An 18,528-nucleotide genomic window follows, 5' to 3' on the forward strand; every position below is an offset into this window, starting at 1 on the left:
GTTGCGATGGCGGGTCGGCGGCGTTCGGATCGGGCTTTGCGGGCGAAGTCTCCTTCGCCAGGCCGCCCGGGAGTAGCCCGGCGTGAGGACCAGCGGCGCTTCTGGACGTTGATTGCGGCGGGACAGTCGAGCTGGGACGCGGCGATCGGCGTGGGGGTGTCGGAGGCGGTTGGGTCCCGCTGGTTTCGGGAGGCGGGCGGGATGCCACCATCGACGCTCGGGCGGTCGTCAAAGCCGCCTTCGGGACGATACCTGTTGTTTGCGGAGCGCGAGGAGATTGCGCTGCTGCGAGCCCAGGGCTGTGGAGTGCGAGAGGTTGCCCGGCGGCTGCGACGGGCGGCATCGACGGTCTCGCGCGAGCTACGGCGCAATGCGGCCACGCGCAGCGGCAACCTGGAGTACAGGGCCACGACGGCGCAGTGGCATGCTGAGCGGGCGGCGCGGCGTCCGAAGCCGGCGAAGCTGGTGACGCACCCGGCGCTGAGGGCGTATGTGCAAGATCGGCTGGCGGGTGCCGTGGTCTCTCCAGGCGGGGCTACGGTGCCCGGACCGGCGGTGCCGTGGAAGGGCCGGCGGCATGGACCGAGGCAGCCTCGGCGCTGGGCGAGAGGATGGAGCCCGCAGCAGATCTCGCGGCGGCTGCGGCTCGACTTTCCTGGCGATGGTGCGATGCGGATCAGCCATGAGGCCATCTACCAGTCGCTCTACGTCCAGGGCCGCGGCGCGCTGCGCCGCGAGCTGACGGCCTGCCTGCGAACCGGGCGGGCGCTGCGCGTGCCGCGGGCGCGGAGCCGGGGGCGCGGCAAGTCGCATGTCGCGCCCGAGGTGCTGATCAGCCAGCGCCCGGCGGAGGCGGACGACCGGGCCGTGCCGGGGCATTGGGAGGGAGACCTCATCCTTGGCCTTGGCAGCTCAGCAATCGGCACCCTGGTGGAGCGCACGACGCGGTTCACGATGCTGCTGCACCTGCCCCGCATGCCGGGTCATGGAGAGGGAACGCGCGTCAAGAACGGCCCGGCGCTGGCCGGGCATGGGGCGGAAGCGGTGCGCGACGCCATCACCCGCATGATCACCACCCTGCCGGAGGCGCTGCGCCGGTCGCTGACCTGGGACCAGGGGGCGGAGATGAGCGAGCACGCCCGGCTGCGGATCGACACCGGCGTGCAGGTGTACTTCTGCGAGCCGCACAGCCCGTGGCAGCGTGGCACGAACGAGAACACCAACGGGCTGCTGCGGCAGTACTTCCCGAAGGGGACTGACCTGAGCGCGCACGGCGCCGATGACCTCGCGGCCGTGGCTGCGGCGCTCAATGGCAGGCCTCGCAAGACGCTCGGCTGGAGAACGCCAGCCGAAGCGCTTGACGAGGCGCTGCGATCGGCTCAGGCAGGCGTTGCGACGACCAGTTGAGCCTGGGTTGCGACCCCTGATCCGAGTGGTGAATGACGCCGCGCGGCCGGCGTTGGCCGACGGCCATGTCGAGCGCATCGAGCACCAGCTCGGTGCGGAGATGGTTGGCGGTAGCCCAGCCAACGACCTTGCGGCTCCAGACATCGAGCACGACGGCGAGGTAGAGGAAGCCGGCTGCCGTGGGAATGAACGTGATGTCTGCGACCCATAGCTGGTTGGGACCGCTGGCCGTGAAGTTGCGGTCGACCAGGTCCGGCGCCGGCCTGCTGCTGTCGTCACGGCGGGTTGTCACCGGTCCGCCGCGGCGATGGCTGGCACCGACCAGCCCGGTGCTGCGCATGAGCCGTGCAATGCGCTTGCGGCCGTGCCGGATACCGGCAGAGCGCAGGGCGGCATGCACCGTAAGCGCGGCGTAGGTCTGGCGCGAGGTCGCGTGCACGGTGCGGATCCGCCGCAGCAGCGCCGCATCCTCCTCGGCACGGGCCGACAGAGGCCGACCGAGCCAAGCGTAGTAGCCGGCGCGCGAGACGCCGAGCAGGCGGGCCATCCGGGCGATCGGGAAGGAGGCCTGGTTTGCCTTCATGAACTCGAAGACCCGGACGGGATCGTCCCGGTCTCGCGGGCAAACCAGGCCGCCGCTCGAGAGAGAATGTCGCGCTCCTGGCGCAGCTGCTTGTTCTCGCGCCTGAGCCGCGCGAGCTCCTCGCGCTCGGTGGCATTCAGGCCGGTCTCGGCGGGGGCAGGTTTCACCTCACGCCGACCCTCCTGCCGGTCGGCAGAAGCCACCCAGTTCCGAATGGCCTGGGCGGAGGGTTCGAACTCGCGGGCAAGGTCGGCCGGGTCGCGTCCGGCACGGACCAGCTCGACCATTTGGCGCCGGAACTCCGGCGCGTACGCAGGATGGGTTTTGGGCATTGGGGGACACCTCACGCGAAAGCTTCGTGGATGTCCACCGAGACGGGGCAAACCCAAACCCAGGCACCCACGGATCTGGAATGGGCGAACCGGGTGGGGTCGTCGATGGTGACCAGGAAGGCATAGGCGGTGATCGCGCCGACGCCCGGCACGCCCATCAGCCTGCGGCACAGGTCAGAGCCCTTGGCCTCGGCGAGCAGCCGCCGGGTGAGCTCCGCGAGGGACCGGGCAAGGTCCTCGCGCAGGCGCAGCAGCGGCCGCAGCGCCAAGGCGAGCGCCTCGTTGGCCTCGAGTGCCAGTTCCACCCGGTCGGCCCAGCGCCGCGGCCCTTTCGGCAGGCGCACGCCCATGCTCGTCAGCAGGCCACGGATGGTGTTGTCCAGGTCCATGCGCTGGCGCAGTACCAGGGCGCGCGCCTTGAGCCGCGCCCGCATGCCCTGGGCCGCCTCGCTCTTGACCCGGACCGCGCGATAGAAGCCGGTCCGTGCCAGCTCGGCCAGCATCGCTGCGTCGTTCGCGTCGGTCTTGTTCGGCATTTGGCTCAGCACCGCATGCGCCTGGCACGCATCGACGCAGACGGCCGGCAGGTCGCGGGCGATCAGCTGCCGGTGCAGCCAGTTCGCCATCCGCCCCGTCTCGAGCACCACCCGGGCGGGGCGGCCGAAGCGCGCTAGCGCCACGGCGATCGCGTCCGGGTCCGTCGCGGTCTTGCCCTAGCCGAGGACACGCCCCTCGGGGTTTCGGGCACAATAGGCAGTCTCCTCCATGGAGACGTCGAGGCCGACAAAGCAGGTCATCTCGCACTCCTCCGATCGCCTGGGTGGCGACCCATTCTCTGCCACCAACCCCGGAGTGCGCCCGCCCTCAGTTATGCCATGTCGGCTCGGAGACGCCCATCGTCCGCACCGCATCCACCACCGGCTTGCCCTGCGCCGGCCTGCAGGCCTTCGAGATGATCGGATGGGCGATCCCGGATCAGTCAACCTCCACCGTGTCGGCGATGACCTTGAAGGGATAGTCCGGCTCCACGTATCCGTCGGCCTCTTGTCGCTTCGGCAACTTCACCTTCTGGCGTGGTTGTGCCTCGTAAGGGATCTGCTTCAGGAGGTGGCGAATGATGTTCAAGCGTGCACGTCTCTTGTCATCGGAATGCGCGACGTGCCATGGCGCCCATGGCGTGTCGGTTGCCCGAAGCATGTCATCGCGCGCGCGCGAGTAGTTATACCAGCGGCTGTAGGACTCGAGGTCCATCGGCGAGAGTTTCCAGGGTTTCCTGCCGTCGGTGATCCGTGCCTCCAGCCTCCGAGTCTGCTCTTCGGGGCTCACTTCCAGCCAATACTTCAGGAGGATGATGCCCGAATCCACCATGGTGCGCTCCACGGCGGGCGTCAGGTCCAAGAACCGCTTCACTTGGGCCTCCGTGCAGAAACCCATCACCCGCTCGACGCCGGCGCGGTTGTACCAGCTGCGATCGAAGATCACGATCTCCCCCCGCAGCCGGGAAATGGGCCATGTAGCGCTGAGTGTACATCTGCGACTTTTCACGCTCGGTCGGCGCCGGCAGCGCGACCACGCGAAAGACACGCGGGCTCACGCGTTCGGTGATAGCCTTGATGGTGCCGCCCTTGCCCGCGCCGTCTCGGCCCTCGAAGACGATGCAGATCCTGGCCCCTGTCGCCTGGGTCCACTGCTGCAGCTTCACCAGCTCGACATGAAGGTCGAACAGCGCACGCTCGTACGACTTGCGCGAGAGCTTACCTCGTTCGCCCTGAGCCATGCCGGCCGCGTCGCCCGCTTGCCTTGCACCGGGCGCCGCGTCCGAGGAGGCGCGATCCTGCGCGCGTCCGTCGCTCCTGCTGCCCTTGTGCTTCTTGGACATCGAAGTCTCCTTCGAGGCATGTGGTGTTCGACTTTAGCCCGGCGGCCCCGGCAAGGGCCATTCGGGCCCGCCGAGGCTCGGATCAAGAACACTATCAAGAAAATCACCGGCGCCGTCTGTGGGCGCCGAGCCGTGAGTGGCGGCCGGATGCTCGGGCGTTCCGCTATCCTGAACGTGCCACACGGCGAGGTCGCCGCCACATTTGGTCCACGCCGTTGGGAACACCGCCCCCAACGCTGCACCTGCTCAAAGTGGCAGGCCGGGTCATCGAGACCGCCACCAGGGTCCGCATCGCCCTCGCCGCAGCCTGCCCGCATGCGGCGCTGTTTCGTGGCCTCGCCCGCAGCTTCCACCCAGCCGGACCCGGATCAACGGGGCCAATGCCCCGCCGAGCCCATCCTCCCGCATCCTCAAACGTCGCATACCCCAAGCCCAACATCACCGCCGCGAGCGGCGCGAAGGCATGCTCAGCGAGCGGACGCCCCCCCGAAGGCCTCCGCCCACGTCATCCGGCGAATAGGAAAGGCTAGGGCTTCACGCTGTCATGCATCCGGCGGGCCGCCTCGAGCCGCGGCCGGACTTGCGGCAGCATCTCCGCAGAAAGCCGCTTCATACCTTCATCCGCCCCTTGCTCGGCGGCTTCGTAGCCCCGGATCTCCTGCGCCAGCGCTTGGACCTGGACCTCCGCGTAGCGACGGCTCAACTCGAGGGAGTCGAGTGGCTCCAGGTTCTCAAGGACTACCCTATGCTCGAACTCCTCCTCCGCCGGGAGCGTCAGGCTGCGCTCCTGAGCGACGGCGCGCAGGCGGGGCAGTTGCTGTCCTCGGAACCGCGCCATCTCGTTCGCGGATTCCTTGACCTCCGGCCTGGTGTCCCTTGAGGCGGCGAGAGCCGACGCTCGCTCCTGCAGCACCGCGGAACTGTAGGCGAAGGCGAGGAACCGCCCGGGATCAACAGGGCGGGCGTCTGCGACCGCGTGTTGGGCTGCGGCGGGGGTGGAGGATCCAGGCACGAGTGGAGCAATCGCAACGGCGCCGCCGGACAGGAGGATAACGCGGCGCGTGGTGCCAGGTATCATGGCTACTGCCATCCCGGCACGCCGGTCATGTCGGGTAGCCTGTGGGCGATGCCCTTGTGGCAGTCGATGCATGTCCGCTCCCCCGTGAACAGGAACCGCTCATGCGCCGCCGCCGCCCGCGGGTTCTGCTTCGAGATGTCCATGGAAACCGCGGAATGGCAGTTGCGGCACTCCAGCGAGTCATTCGCCTGCATGCGCGCCCACTCGCGCTCCGCGAGGTGCCGCCTGAGGTCGAGGAAAGCGTCACGCGTGGAGATCGTGCCGAAGATGTGGCCCCAGACCTCCTGGGAGGCCTGCATCTTCCGCGCGATCTTCCGCGTCCACTCATGCGGCACGTGGCAGTCCGGGCAGCCCGCGCGCACACCGGACCGGTTGGTGAAATGGATGGTGCCTTGCAACTCCTCGAAGACGTTGCTCCGCATCTCGTGGCAACTGATGCAGAATTCGGGCTGGTTCGTCGCCTCCAGCACCGTGTTGAAGCCACCCCAGAAGATCACGCCGGCGACAAAGCCGCCGAGCGTCAGGAAGGCCAGGCTGAAGCCTGTGGCGGGCGAGGTCGCCACCCGGACCAGCTTCAGCCGCCAGAACCAGTTCCACAGGCGCCGTATCGGGCCGGGCTTGCGGGGCGGCACCTCGGCCTTTCCACTCCCTGTGGGAGGTGAGGCATCCTCCGCGCCGGACATCAGCGATTGCTCCGGCCGCCGGGCTGGCGCTCCGGCTCGGTCAGCGCGTCCATGTCGGTGAAACGGTTTTCGACCAGCGGCCGCGCCTCGGTCTGCGACACATGGCAGGCAAGGCAGGCGTAGCGTCGGGGCGCGAGGCCACCCAAGGTGTTGCCCTCGCGGTCCTGGTAATGCGTCACCGAGATCATCGGTGCCTGGCTTTGCTCGGTGAAGCGCCGAGCGTGGCAGGACATGCATTTGTTGGCGTTGAGGTCGAGCGCATAACCCTCGATCGAATGCGGGATGACCGGCGGCTGGTCGGGGTAATTGCGCCGGATCCGCACGTCATTGGTGATCGGTCGCGGCAGGGGCGGCGCAGGCTGCTCGCGGGTGAAAGGCTCGGGGCCCCTCAGCCTCGGTGCGTCCTGGGCGAGTAGCGTCCCGGTGGCGAGGCAGACGACGCCAGCCATAACACCGAACAGCAGGCGCGAGCGCATCAGCGCGGTCCTCCGCGAACGTCCGGTGCTGAGGGTTACGGCGCCGCCGCCTGTGTCGTCGCCGCAACCACTTTCACCGCGCATTTCTTGAAGTCACTCTGTTTCGAGATCGGGTCAGTGGCGTCCAGCGTAACCTTGTTGATGAGTTGGCTGGCGTCGAAGAAGGGCACGAAGACGACGCCCCTGGGAACCTTGTTGCGGCCCCGCGTCTCCACCCGGCTGCGGATCTCGCCGCGGCGGGACGCGATGCGGACCTCCTGGCCACGGCGCAGGCCGCGCTTCTGCGCATCCTCCGGATGCATGAAAAGGACGGCGCCGGGGAAGGCTTTGTAGAGCTCGGGCACCCGCAGCGTCATTGAGCCGGAATGCCAGTGTTCCAGCACCCGGCCGGTGACCAGCCACAAATCGTACTCCGCGTCGGGTGCCTCGGCGGGCGGCTCGTAAGGTGCGCCCATGATGTTCGCGCGCTTGTCGGGGTTGCCGTAGAACTGGATACCTGTCCCCTTCTCCACATAGGGGTCGAGACCTTCGCGGTAGCGCCAGCGGGTTTCCTTCCCGTCCACCACCGGCCAGCGCAGGCCGCGGACTTCATGATAGGTATCGAAGGGAGCGAGGTCGTGGCCGTGGCCCCGGCCGAAGGCAGCGTACTCCTCGAAGAGTCCCTTCTGGACGTAGAAGCCCATCTCCTTCGACTCGCGGTTCTCGTAGCCCGGAGCCATCTCGGCGAGCGGAAACCGGTCCACCTGGCCGTTCCGGAAGAGCACGTCGTGAAGCGTCTTGCCTCTGTACTCCGGGGCTCTCGCCAGGATTTCCGCGGGCCAAACCTCGTCGGTAGTGAAGCGCTTCGAGAACTCCATGAGCTGCCAGAGATCGGAACGAGCCTCGCCCGGGGCGTCCACCAGCTGGTGCCAGAAATGGGTGCGCCGCTCTGCATTGCCGTAGGCTCCCTCCTTCTCCACCCACATCGCGGTAGGCAGGACGATGTCGGCGGCCATGGTCGTGACCGTCGGGTAGGGATCGGAGCAGACGATGAGGTTCTGCGGGTTACGGTAGCCGGGATAGGTCTCGTTGCCGGTGTTGGGCGCCGTTTGGAGATTGTTGTTGCACATGATCCAGTAGGCATTGAGCTTGCCGTCCTTCAGCATCCGGTCCTGCTCGACGGCGTGGAAACCAATCTTCCCCGGCAGCAGGCCGTCAGGGAGCTTCCACAGATGCTCCGCATGCTTGCGATGCTCGGGATTGGCCACCAGCATGTCGGCGGGAAGCCGGTGCGAGAAGGTGCCGACCTCGCGCGCCGTGCCGCAGGCCGAGGGCTGGCCGGTGAGCGAGAAGGGGCTGTTGCCCGGCTCGGAGATTTTCCCGGTCAGCAGGTGGAGGTTGTAGACCATGTGGTTCGCCCAGACGCCGCGGACGTGCTGGTTGAAGCCCATAGTCCAGAGCGACATGACTTTGGTATTCGGGTCGGCGTAGAGCTTGGCCAGCGCTTCGAGCTGGGGTTTCGGCACGCCCGAGAGCTCATACGCTCGGTCCAGCGTGTATTCGGAAACCAAGCGGGCATAGGCGTCGAAATCGGCGGGCTGGGAAACCTGGGCGTCGTTCGCGTGCTGGGCGCGCTGCTCGAGGACATGCTCGGGCCTGAGGCCATAGCCGATGTCGGTGTTGGCGAGGCGGAAGTTGACGTGCTTCTCGACGAACTCCCGGTTCACCGCGCCAGAGCGGATGATGTGGTTGGCGATGTAGTTCAGGATCGCCAGGTCGGAGCCTGGCTTGAAGATGACGGCGGCGTCCGAGAGATCCGTGGTCCGATGCTCGTATGTCGAGAGGGTGTGGATGCGGACGTGCTCGGCGCTGAGGCGGCGGTCGGTCACCCGGGTCCAGAGGATCGGGTGCATTTCCGCCATGTTCGAGCCCCAGAGCACGAAGGCATCGGCGTGCTCGAAGTCGTCGTAGCACCCCATCGGCTCGTCCATGCCGAAGGTGCGGATGAAGGCGACGGCGGCCGAGGCCATGCAGTGGCGGGCATTCGGGTCCAGGTTGTTGGAGCGGAATCCGGCCCGCATCAGCTTCGAGGCAGCGTAGCCCTCCCAGAGCGTCCACTGGCCGGAGCCAAACATGCCGACGGCCTCCGGCCCCTTCTCCTTCAGCACCCGCTTCCAGTATGCGGCCATGGTGTCGAAGGCTTGGTCCCAGGAGACGGGCTGCAACTCGCCCTCCTTGTCGAAGCGCCCGTTCCGCATCCGCATGAGTGGACGGGTCAACCGGTCCGCCCCGTACATGATCTTCGAGAGGAAGTAGCCCTTCACGCAGTTGAGTCCGCGGTTGACCTCCGCCCGCATGTCGCCGTGGGTGGCGACGACGCGGCCGTCCTTCACGCCCACCATGACCCCACAGCCGGTGCCGCAAAAGCGGCAGGGCGCCTTGTCCCATTTCAGCCGCAGCTCCTCGCCAAGCTGGATGTTCTGCGCCTGCGCGGGCAGGGTGACGTTGGCCGCAGCGGCGGCAGCAGCAGCCGCCTGAGCCTTCATCATGTCACGGCGCGAGAGTTCCATGTCTGCAGCCCCCGGTGCTGGCTTCCCTGCGTGAGGTTGGCTCGAACTGGTGATAGACGAGTGTGGCGGCGAGGACGCCTGCGAGAAGCTGGACCTGGTTCAGGCGCTCAACGATCTCGCTCTCCGTCGTCGTCTCGAGCGTGACGACGAGCTTCCCCTCCGGCACGCCGCCATGGACCTCCATGCCGTCCATGGCGCGCAGGGCGGTCGCAACGTCGGCGGCGCTCTCCCTGCGGCAGTGGACGACAAGGCTGGAGATGTGGAATTCGTCAGGCACCGGGCGAGCCCCTGGTCGATGGCGACGCGATGGCGATGGCCGAGGCTGGGCAAACAGGGACGCAGGCTGCGCAGCCCGTGCAGGCATCGGTCTCCACGCGCGGGACGGCGCCGCCGCGAGCGAGGGAGAACCGGATGGCCCCGGCCAGGCATGCGTCCCGGCAGCTCATGCAGGCGACGCCGTGGAGGGCGAGGCAGGACCTGGCGATGAGAGCGACCGACCGCACCGGCCGGTCATCGGCGATGGCGGGCTTGCCGAGCAGGACACCGCGTCGGCCGAGGCGGGCCATGGCCGGCGGCGTCACACCGGGCCCGGCGGGCCGGTGAACAGGTAGTACATCCAGACGACGAAGCCCCAGCCCGCGACAACGCCGACGGCGATGAAGGGCCAGATCAGGACGGCAAGAAGCAGGAACACGAAGGCTTCGTATCGTCTCCGCAGCGCTCCTGCCTCTGCGAGTGGGTCGGTCGCCTTGATATCCAAGGGTTCATCCACCTACGGATAGTTGATTCACAATAACAGGCGTCGGCTCTCGCATCGGTCACCTGCGCGTGACCCGGGGCCGCGACGGCGGCCCATACCCCGGCTTCGGCAGTACTTGATCTGACGTCCCGCAGGGTCGCCGCCGCTAGGCCACGAGCAACTCGTCCGCCGGTCCGAAGAACCCGTAATGGATTCGGTCGGAGGCCACGCCCGCGCGGGCCAAGCCACTCATGAAGGCACGCAGGAATGGCTTCGGGCCGCAGAAGAAATAGTCAGCCTCGGCCGTGGGTGTGTGCCGGCTCAGCCAGTCAATCAATGCCGATCACGCCAGGCTCATCGTAGCTATGGCCACGCCGGTCCTCGGGGCGTAGCGCCGGAGTTGCGGCTCGAGGTCCTGGGCCAGCAGCTGTAGGCCTCCCTGCCTTTCCTGGAGCCCTTTTTTACTTCAAGCAAGTTACTCTGAATCGAACCTTTCGTCGTATCTTACCGGATTTGACAAAGGCGGGTATCGGCACCGTTCCGGAACGGGGACCCGCCCTGCCACCCAGCCCGTGCCTCACCCCGGCCCGGCCCGCCGCCGCATGGCGCTGATCGGCTACGCTCGGGTTGTCTTCGCGGTCGGGACGGACCCGCCGCATGATGAGGTTCGGGTGGGGCCTCGCTCTGTCTCGAAACGCGGTCCACTGGGGCCGCGCCGGGCATATCGCGATGACCCCGTCCTGCGTCCCGGCAGGGACGCCTCCGCCGCCGGGTGACAGCGAAGCTCGGAGCTGCCGCCGCGCCGGACTATGCCGCCACGACCGCCAAGCCGGGCTCGAAGGGCCGGTTGTGCTTCCACATCGCGTGCAGCACCACGGCCAGCTTGCGCGCGACGGCGACCACTGCGCGCTTGAAGCCGATCCTGGCCCGCACGGCCTCGCCCCAGCGCCGGAGCGCGGAGTCCGTGGTTGCGCGGGTCAGCACGTGGGCGGCGGCCTCATAGAGGTAGCTGCGTAGGAGCTTGTCGCCCTGACGCGAGATGCGACCCGAGACGTCGATCTCGCCCGACTGGTAGCGCCTTGGTGTCAGTCCGATCCAGGCACTCACCGCCCGCGCCGAGCGGAACTCGCTTGGGTCCTCGACTGCCGCGACGTAACTCACCGCGGTCATGCAGCCCACGCCGGGCGCCGTCATCAGTAGTCGGCAGGCCTGGTCTTGGCGGATAGCCGCCCTTATTTCGCGGTCGAGCTGGTAGACCTGCCCCTCCTCGGTCAAGGCTCTGCTGGACCGCGCCCGGAGTGCCGGGCTGCTCGGCGAGGGACATGGGCAGCGGCGGCGCCGAAGGGCGCCCGCAGAAGCTCTGATCTTGGGCTGAGCCGAGCGCCGCATTCGGGAATTCCCCTCCTGGTTAATATTCCATGATGATTTTTCTCGTATGGGAGCATAGAGGCTTTACGCTCACAGCGGCGTGAGAGGCTGGCGGCCCAAGCCTGCCAGCGGGGCTGCAGCTATGATCTTCGGTACGGGTTCACATCATGTCGCACTATAGCCACGGGGACCGAGATGCTTGGGTCGGGCTGCTTCCAGCAGCGACCCTCTTGCTCCTTAGCATCGTCGGCGGCCTGTTTGTTGGCTTGGCACCCCGCGCCGGGCAGACCCAGTTCGCGGTCTTCGCGGCTCCCTGGCATGGGCGGGTTGCGACGGCAGAGATAGTCGGCGCTGCTGGTGGAGCCCTTATGGACGCGGGCAGCCTGCCCAACGTCGTGATCGCGCATTCAGACGACCCGGCCTTTGTCGACGCTCTTTACCGCACTGGCGCATGGCTGGTGCTCGACCCCGTGCTGTTGCGTGGCTGCCTATGCCTCGGTGCCAAGCGCAACCCTGACTTGGTGAAAGGCGAAGCCTAGTGCCCGAACTCGACAGACTGCGGGCGCGCTTCGCCCGCTTCCTCGTGTTGTTCCTCTGGCTGCATGTTCCCGGCATCGCCGTGGCGGCCGTCGCGGCTGGCCGCCCACCGATCGCACCAGTGGTCTTCACCGCGACGCTCGCTGCTGTGCTCCACATGTGCTGGCGGCGGCGGGGTGCTGCGCCCGTCACTCGCTACATCTCAGCCGTGGCGCTCATGGCGCAACCGGCGCTGCTCGTCTACCTGCTGGCCGGCAGTGCCTGGCAGATGGACATGCACATGTATTTCTTTGCCGGGCTTGCCCTGTTGATCGGATGGTGCGACTGGCGTGTCGTGGTGGTTGCCGCCATCTCCGTGGCGCTTCACCATCTCACGCTCAACCTTGTCCTGCCCGCTGCAGTCTTTCCGGCCGGCGCCGATCTCGGCCGCGTCTCCCTCCACGCGGGGATCGTCGCATTGCAGACTGGCGTCCTCGTCTGGTTCAGCAACACGCTCGTGTCGAGCTTCCGGCGCATTGGCGCGATGAATGCGGAGATTCTCCGAAGCAACGAGACGCTGGAGCAGAAGGTCGAGGAGCGGACGCAGGAGGCCAGGGCGGCGAACGTCGCGAAGAGCCTTTTCCTGGCCAATATGAGCCACGAGATCCGGACGCCCATGAATGCCATCCTCGGCTTCAGTCATCTGGCACTGCGGACCGAGCTGACCCCGAAGCAGCGCGACTACGTCCTGAAGATCAAGTCGGCCAGCAGCGCCCTCCTCGGGCTGATCAACGACATTTTGGACTTCTCGAAGATCGAGGCCGGCAAGCTCTCCCTGGAGCGGGCGCCTTTCGACTTGCGATCGTCCCTCGAGAGCGTCTCCAGCATCGCCGCGGTCAGGGCACTTGAGAAGAGCGTCGACCTCCACTTCGATGTCGACCGGGAGGTCCCGGCCGTGCTCGTGGGTGATTCACTGCGCCTCAACCAGGTGATCCTGAACCTCGTCGGCAATGCCATCAAATTCACCGAGCGCGGCGAGGTCGCGGTCGCCATCCGGCCGCTCCATCGGCATGATACGGACATCGTCCTCGAGGTCACGGTCCGTGATACCGGGATCGGCATGACCCCGGAGCAGCAGGCGAACCTCTTCCGCTTCTTCTCTCAGGCCGACAGCTCCACCACCCGGAAGTTCGGCGGCACCGGCCTGGGGCTCGCCATCAGCCGCCAATTGGTCGAACTGATGGGCGGCACGGTGGGGGTGGAGAGCGAGCCGGGCAAGGGAAGCACCTTCCGCTTCACTGTCCAGTTGGAGGTGGGCGCGGGCAGATTGGCGCCAAGCCGCCTACCGCCCGAAGGCCTGAAGCGCCTCCGGGTCATGGTGGTGGACGACAACGCGGCGTCGCGAGAAATTCTGCAGGAGATCTTTGCCGCCTGGTCCATCCACGTCGACCTTGCCGCTTCTGCGGCGGAGGCACTCAGCGCGTTGCAGGCTGGGACGGCGCGCGGCGCTCCCCATGACCTGGTCCTGATGGACTGGAAGATGCCGGGCATGGACGGTATGGAGGCCGCCCGGCAGATCCGGGAGAGTACCCAGCTGGCAAAGCTGCCCACCGTCATGATGGTGAGCGCCTACGGCCGTGCGGAGGCCATGGTCGAGGCCGAGGCGGCTGGCATTTCTGCATTCCTGGTGAAGCCCGTCGATGCCGGGATGCTGCTCGACACCATCACCAACCTGTTCGGCAGCAGTGGCCGGGCCGCCCCGGCAGCGCCGGCGGCTGGCCCGGACGCCCTGCCCAAGGTCGCGCCGGAGCTGCGTGGCGCCCGGGTGCTCCTGGCCGAGGACAACGAGATCAACCGGGAGGTCGCGGTCGAGATCCTGGCCGACGCGGGGTTGGTCGTGGAGATCGCCGAGAACGGGCGCATTGCGCTCGACAAGGTGCTCGCCGGTGGCAGCTTCGGCGCCGTGCTCATGGACGTGCAGATGCCCGAGATGGACGGCATTGAAGCCACTATGCGCATCCGCGAGCGGTGGCCGGCGGACCGCCTGCCCATCATCGCCATGACGGCGCATGCCTACGAGCAGGAGCGGCAGCGCTGCTTCGCGGCGGGCATGAACGACCACATTGCGAAGCCGGTCGATCCGGCAGGGTTGGTCGCGACGCTGAACCGCTGGCTCAAGCCGACCGGGAGCAGGGCACCGGCCGCCGCGCTGGCTCCAGCCATCGAGCCCACCGTATCGGTCGAGGATCTCCCGGCCTCCTTGCCGCCCTTCGACCTCGACGCTGCCCTGGTGAGGGTGAACGGCAAGCGGAAGCTCCTGCGCAAGCTCATAGCCGACTTCTCCAGGAAGTTTCCGGATGCCGTCTCGACGTTGCGCCAGCAGGTTGCGGCTGGCGCCTTGGAGGAGGCCCGCCGGCTCGCCCACACGCTGAAGGGTGTCTCGGGATCACTCGAAATCCGGAAAGTCTCCGAGGCGGCGCGGCAACTCGAGGATGCCTTGGCCCAGCATGAGACCGTGGAGCTGGAGGCGCTGCTTGACCGGCTCGACCTTGCCATGGCCCCGGCGCTTACCGCGGCCCGGTCCCTGGCAGGGGAGCCGGCGGCCGTACCAGAGGCGGCGCCCATCGGGCCCGCTGCGGCGCTCGACTACTCGGCCGTCCTGCCCGTGATCGCCGAGCTGAAGGAGCAACTCCAACGTCGCAGCCTTCGGGCACGGAAGACCCTGGAGGCACTGGAGACGACGCTCGGGGCGGCGCCAGAGGCAGTGCGGCTTCGCCCAGTGGCCGCTGCCGTGGCCGCGCTCGACTACACCCGGGCAGTTGCGCTGCTTGAGGACCTGACCGGCCAGGCAGCCGCCCTGAAGGAGCTCGTCCGATGAGCAAGCGGGCCGTTATCCTGATTGTCGACGACAAGGTCTCGAACATCGAGATCCTGAGCGCCGTACTCGAGGAGGATCACGAGATCTGCTTCGCCACCTCCGGCGAGGAGGCCATGACCGTCGCGCAGACGGCCATGCCGGACCTGATCCTGCTCGACGTGCTGATGCCGGACGTCGATGGCTACGAGGTGTGCCGCCGCCTCAAGGCGGACCCGCTGCTCGCCGATATTCCGGTCATCTTCACCACGGCACTCGGCGACCAGGAGGCGGAAGTGCGGGGGCTTGGCCTCGGCGCAATCGACTACGTCACCAAGCCGATTTCCCCGGTGATCGTCCAGGCGCGCGTGCGCAACCACATCGAGATGAAACAGATGCGCGACCAACTGGCGGAACTCACGGTCACGGACGCGCTGACCGGCCTGGGCAATCGCCGGCGCTTGGAGAGGACCCTGAGCCAGGAGGTCGCCCGCCTGGCGCGTACCGCCGCGGACCTCTCCGTCATTATTCTCGACATCGACTTCTTCAAGCGATTCAACGACAGCTACGGGCACAGCGCCGGGGATCGCTGCATCGCAATGGTCGGCGCTACCTTGAACCGTGCCGTGCGCCGGGCGGCGGACCTGGCCGTCCGCTATGGCGGCGAGGAGTTCGCCTGCGTCCTGCCCGAGGCGGGCCACGAAGAGGCAATGGCCGTCGCGCACAACATCCGCGATCGCGTCCAGGCGCTCGGCATTCCCCACAGTCAGTCGGATGCGGCGCCTTACGTCACGGTGAGTGTCGGCGTTGCCACCGCGATCTGCACCCCGGGCGCCGATCTTTCCAGCTGGATCAGGGCGGCCGATGCGCAGCTCTATCTCGCCAAGGCCGCGGGCCGGAATAACGTAGTAGGTCGCGTGTTCGAGGATAGGGAGCTGAAAGAGCTTCAGGCCGCCTGACATGTGTGGGTAAGGCAACCGAGCACCGCCTGTTGAACGCGTCTGGGTTCTACTGGCTCACCTCGTGCATGGTGCCCGGGATGGAGACGCGGACCACGCCGGGGATCCGGCGCTCCATCGCGTCCGAGAGCCCGGATAGTCGCCGGGACCGCTGCCACGTGAGCAAGGTCGGGCTACTCAGGTGTTCGGGTCCAATATTGTCCCGCCCTACCTCCTGACCCGGAGGATACCACCCGTAGGCACGCCAGGGCGGAGGGGCTGAGCCTCATGTCCATCGCCCGGCCGAAACGCACGAGGCGGATTGCACCGATCTGCAGTCGCCGCGGATGCTCCCGACGGGGATGCTGACCCCGAAGGAGGGACGCTGCCTATGAACCTGCCCCGCATCCGCGTCGCCGCGGCGCACCTCGCTCCGGTCTGGCTGGATGCCGCCCGCACCGTGGACAAGGCCTGCGACGCCGCGGCGGAGGCAGTGCGGGCGGGCGCGCAGCTCGTCGTCTTCCCCAAGAGCTTCATCTCCGGCTTTCCAGTCTGGACCGCGCTCGCAGCGCCGATCCTCACGCATGAGTGGTTCCGTCGCTTCGCCGCGCACTCCATTCGTGCTGATGGCTCAGAGGTGACGCGGATGCGCGCGGCGGCGCGGCGGCACGGCATCTATCTCTCCTTCGGCTTCAGCGAGGCGACCGAGGCCTCGGTCGGCTGCCTGTGTAACAGCAATCTACTGATCGGGCCCGACGGGCGCGTGCTGAATCATCGCCGCAAGCTCGCCCCGACCTACTACGAGAAGCTCGTCTGGGTGCCGGGCGACGCGGCCGGCCTGCGTGTCACGGCGACGGCGATCGGTCGCCTCGGTACCCTGATCTGTGGCGAGAACACCAACCCGCTCGCCCGCTTCGCGCTGATGGCCGAGGGCGAGCAGCTTACCTGGCCACCTTCCCGCCGATCTGGTCAACCCGGCCCCCCGGCGAGGCGGCGGCCTATGACATCGAGGAGGTGATCCGCATCCGCTGCGGCGCTCATTCCATCGAGGCGAAGTCGCTTTCCCGGAGTTCGACGACACCGCGTAGCAGACCGTGCCTCGGCCGTTTCGGCGTGGCACAGCAGCGTGGCATACTGCGCCCCGATGTTCGACTGGAACGACCTGCCCTTCTGGAACTCGCCCGCCAGAGGAGCTGGCCTGGGTGCCGCGCGTGCGTGAGACGGTGCGCATCCTCGAGGAGTTGCTGCGCGCCGATGAGCGTCTCCTGATGGAGGGGCTCTGAGCGCCCGCAACTCAGTCCGGCCGCGCTCCGGAGCGGCGCACCACCTCGGCCCAGCGCGGCAGGTCGGCGCGGATCTGGGTGGCCAGCACCTCCGGCGCGCCGCCGACGCGCTCCGATCCTTGCGCGGCAATCCAGACCCGCAGCTCCTCGCTGTCGAGCGCCGCATTCACCGCGGCGTTCAGCGTGGCGATCGCTGGCACGGACGTGCCGGCTGGCGCCAGTAGCCCCTGCCAGGAGACGATGACGAGGTCGGCGTAGCCAGCCTCGCGCGCCGTCGGCACTGTAGCCAACACCGAGGAGCGCGCCGCGCTGGTCAACACGAGGGCACGGAGCCGCCCTTCGCGCAGATGCTCCGCCGCCGCAGGAAGGCTGACCCAGAGGGCGTGCACATTGCCCGCCAGCAAGTCCACGATCGCCGGCGCGGCGCCGCGATAGGGAATATGGGCGAAGTCAGGCAGGGCGGCGGCGGCGCGGAACAACTCGCCGGTCATATGGCCAATGCTGCCATTGCCCGGCGAGGCCCAGTTCAGCGGCGGCCGCCCGGCCTTGGCCATGGCGACCAGCGCGGCCAGGTCGCGAGCCCCGTCGGCGCGTACTACCAGCACCTGCGGCGCCCCGATGGTCTGCACGATGGGGACGAAATCGGCCACCGGATCGTAGCGGACGCTGCCGTAGAGTGTCGGGTTGATCACTAGAGAGTCCCAGCCGACCAGGATCGTGTGCCCATCCGGGGCGGCGCGCGCGACATACTCGAAGGCGATGTTGCCACCGGCACCCGGGCGCGGTTCCACCACCACCGGCTGGCCGAGCAGCAAAGAGACGCGCACGCCGATCAGTCGCGCCAGCGCGTCCAGGCTGCCGCCGGAGGCCAGCGGCAGCACGAAGCGGATCGGCCGCGTCGGCGCCCAGCCTTGCGCGCCCACGCGCGGTGCCAGCAGCAGCGCAGGAAAGGCCAGCGCCGCACGGCGGGCGATCATGCGGAGGGCTCCAGCTTGACGAAGTCCCGCGTGCCGACACCCTGGATCAACAGGAAGCAACAATCCTCGGCACCCGCATTGGACAGGTGGTGCAGCGTGCCGGCCGGCGTCCGGTGCGTGCCGCCCGGCGCCAGCACGCGCTCCGTCCCCGGCTCACGCGTCTCCACACGAAGCGATCCGGAGAGCAGGACGCAGAGATCGTCGGTCGAGCTGTGGCGATGCCAGGGGATGGCTTCGCCCGGCGCGAGCACGAAGCGGCGCACGGTGATGTCGGCGCCGGTCATTACCGATTCGACCAGCTTGACCCTGTAGGGCGGCTGAGTGGCCATTGCGGGCTCCTCGAGGGACGACAGATCGGGACTGAGGATACCATTTGCTCTCACCGTGTCGCCTTCGGAAACATGCAAGGGGGGTTGCGAGGCAGCACGGCAGGATCTGTGCAGATTCATACCAAGTCCCGCTGATCAGAAGCTATATGCCCAGTCGCGCAGTCTAAGGGTCATGATGCGCCATGACTGGTCGACGAGCCTGTTCCAAGTGTCGCAGCAGTGGTCGACGATGACATCGTAGGACCGGAAAACGCGGCTCGAGAGTCAGTTGTCGCGCACGAACTCCCAGACGTTCTCCATCGCGTTGATCTCGGGGCACTTGGATGGCAGTGGGGCGAATGTAATGTTCGGCGGCACCGCCACCTTGTCCGACACGGGCCACCCGGCCTGATCAAGCAGCAGCACCGCGTGTGCCCCCGGCGCCACCGCGGCGGCGATCTCGACGAGGTGCAGGTTCATCGCCTCGGTGTTGCAGTGTGGCAGGACCAGCGCCGCGCCCTTACCCTCCTTGGGGCAGACAGCGCCAAAACCCGAGGG

The 18,528-nt window shown here is 67.7% G+C and carries 19 protein-coding genes and 2 pseudogenes; 5 read left to right on the top strand and 16 right to left on the bottom strand.

Translation table 11 applies throughout. From position 1 onward, the window contains the following. Positions 1-6: 6 nt before the first annotated feature. Positions 7-1,407, top strand: coding sequence for an IS30 family transposase (locus KSF81_RS05835; RefSeq protein ID WP_217378041.1), 1,401 nt, complete (start codon positions 7-9; stop codon positions 1,405-1,407). Here KSF81_RS05835 and KSF81_RS05840 read toward each other — a convergent pair. From KSF81_RS05840 to KSF81_RS05895, 13 genes and pseudogenes are all read right to left on the bottom strand, one after another. Continuing rightward, positions 1,307-1,990, bottom strand: coding sequence for an IS3 family transposase (locus KSF81_RS05840; protein ID WP_254453376.1), 684 nt, complete (start codon positions 1,988-1,990; stop codon positions 1,307-1,309). The genes KSF81_RS05835 and KSF81_RS05840 overlap by 101 nt on opposite strands. Beyond that, a complete protein-coding gene (locus tag KSF81_RS05845) occupies positions 1,987-2,322 on the bottom strand; it encodes a transposase (protein WP_256444243.1) in 336 nt (111 codons plus the stop codon). Before KSF81_RS05845 ends, KSF81_RS05840 begins: the two co-directional genes overlap by 4 nt. A gap of 11 nt (positions 2,323-2,333) precedes the next feature. Continuing rightward, positions 2,334-3,002, bottom strand: coding sequence for a transposase (locus tag KSF81_RS31290; RefSeq protein ID WP_217378171.1), 669 nt, complete (start codon positions 3,000-3,002; stop codon positions 2,334-2,336). Positions 3,003-3,297: 295 nt separating this feature from the next. Then, on the bottom strand, positions 3,298-3,804 hold the full coding sequence (locus KSF81_RS29145) for a hypothetical protein (protein WP_309139482.1): 507 nt from the start codon (positions 3,802-3,804) through the stop codon (positions 3,298-3,300). A 67-nt stretch (positions 3,805-3,871) separates the two neighbouring features. Further along, positions 3,872-4,201, bottom strand: a pseudogene (locus tag KSF81_RS31910) (hypothetical protein); the annotation flags it as partial. 526 nt (positions 4,202-4,727) lie between these two features. Then, positions 4,728-5,279, bottom strand: a complete 552-nt coding sequence (locus tag KSF81_RS05860; RefSeq protein WP_217378172.1) for a DUF4142 domain-containing protein — start codon at positions 5,277-5,279, stop codon at positions 4,728-4,730. Positions 5,280-5,281: 2 nt separating this feature from the next. Beyond that, positions 5,282-5,857 (bottom strand): NapC/NirT family cytochrome c, encoded by a 576-nt coding sequence (locus tag KSF81_RS05865; RefSeq protein ID WP_254453891.1) that lies wholly within the window; start codon positions 5,855-5,857, stop codon positions 5,282-5,284. A 104-nt stretch (positions 5,858-5,961) separates the two neighbouring features. Continuing rightward, positions 5,962-6,438 (bottom strand): nitrate reductase cytochrome c-type subunit, encoded by a 477-nt coding sequence (locus KSF81_RS05870; RefSeq protein ID WP_217378174.1) that lies wholly within the window; start codon positions 6,436-6,438, stop codon positions 5,962-5,964. 35 nt (positions 6,439-6,473) lie between these two features. After that, positions 6,474-8,987, bottom strand: coding sequence for a nitrate reductase catalytic subunit NapA (napA, locus tag KSF81_RS05875; RefSeq protein ID WP_217378175.1), 2,514 nt, complete (start codon positions 8,985-8,987; stop codon positions 6,474-6,476). Then, entirely contained in the window at positions 8,968-9,264 is a 297-nt protein-coding gene (locus tag KSF81_RS05880; protein ID WP_217378176.1) for a chaperone NapD, read from the bottom strand. The genes napA and KSF81_RS05880 overlap by 20 nt, the downstream gene beginning before the upstream one ends. After that, positions 9,257-9,553, bottom strand: a complete 297-nt coding sequence (locus KSF81_RS31295; protein WP_217378177.1) for a 4Fe-4S dicluster domain-containing protein — start codon at positions 9,551-9,553, stop codon at positions 9,257-9,259. The genes KSF81_RS05880 and KSF81_RS31295 overlap by 8 nt, the downstream gene beginning before the upstream one ends. 11 nt (positions 9,554-9,564) lie before the next feature. Then, positions 9,565-9,747: a periplasmic nitrate reductase, NapE protein gene (locus KSF81_RS05890; protein ID WP_254453377.1), complete on the bottom strand. Its 183-nt coding sequence runs from the start codon at positions 9,745-9,747 to the stop codon at positions 9,565-9,567. A gap of 786 nt (positions 9,748-10,533) precedes the next feature. After that, entirely contained in the window at positions 10,534-11,115 is a 582-nt protein-coding gene (locus KSF81_RS05895; protein WP_217378178.1) for an IS110 family transposase, read from the bottom strand. A gap of 347 nt (positions 11,116-11,462) precedes the next feature. Between KSF81_RS05895 and KSF81_RS05900 the strand changes: the two genes are divergently transcribed. From KSF81_RS05900 to KSF81_RS05915, 4 genes are all read left to right on the top strand, one after another. Further along, a complete protein-coding gene (locus KSF81_RS05900) occupies positions 11,463-11,633 on the top strand; it encodes a hypothetical protein (RefSeq protein ID WP_217378179.1) in 171 nt (56 codons plus the stop codon). Further along, entirely contained in the window at positions 11,633-14,488 is a 2,856-nt protein-coding gene (locus KSF81_RS05905) for a response regulator (RefSeq protein ID WP_217378180.1), read from the top strand. Before KSF81_RS05900 ends, KSF81_RS05905 begins: the two co-directional genes overlap by 1 nt. Continuing rightward, positions 14,485-15,423, top strand: coding sequence for a diguanylate cyclase (locus KSF81_RS05910; protein ID WP_217378181.1), 939 nt, complete (start codon positions 14,485-14,487; stop codon positions 15,421-15,423). Before KSF81_RS05905 ends, KSF81_RS05910 begins: the two co-directional genes overlap by 4 nt. A gap of 370 nt (positions 15,424-15,793) precedes the next feature. Next, the gene (locus tag KSF81_RS05915) at positions 15,794-16,420 is read left to right on the top strand and encodes a nitrilase-related carbon-nitrogen hydrolase (protein WP_217378182.1); all 627 of its coding nucleotides are present in this window, start codon (positions 15,794-15,796) and stop codon (positions 16,418-16,420) included. Between the two features lie 276 nt (positions 16,421-16,696). On the opposite strand, the gene KSF81_RS05920 is transcribed toward KSF81_RS05915, so the two are convergent. From KSF81_RS05920 to KSF81_RS29155, 3 genes and pseudogenes are all read right to left on the bottom strand, one after another. After that, complete coding sequence (locus KSF81_RS05920; RefSeq protein ID WP_217378183.1) at positions 16,697-17,662, bottom strand: tripartite tricarboxylate transporter substrate binding protein; 966 nt, start codon at positions 17,660-17,662, stop codon at positions 16,697-16,699. Then, positions 17,659-17,991 carry a cupin domain-containing protein gene (locus tag KSF81_RS05925; RefSeq protein ID WP_217378184.1) on the bottom strand — a complete coding sequence of 111 codons (333 nt, stop codon included), beginning with the start codon at positions 17,989-17,991 and terminating at the stop codon, positions 17,659-17,661. Before KSF81_RS05925 ends, KSF81_RS05920 begins: the two co-directional genes overlap by 4 nt. 135 nt (positions 17,992-18,126) lie before the next feature. Continuing rightward, positions 18,127-18,519, bottom strand: a pseudogene (locus KSF81_RS29155) (transposase); the annotation flags it as partial. Between the last annotated feature and the right edge of the window lie 9 nt (positions 18,520-18,528).

The organism is Siccirubricoccus sp. G192 (genome assembly GCF_019084075.1).
In the GTDB taxonomy this organism is placed as follows: Bacteria; Pseudomonadota; Alphaproteobacteria; order Acetobacterales; family Acetobacteraceae; genus G192.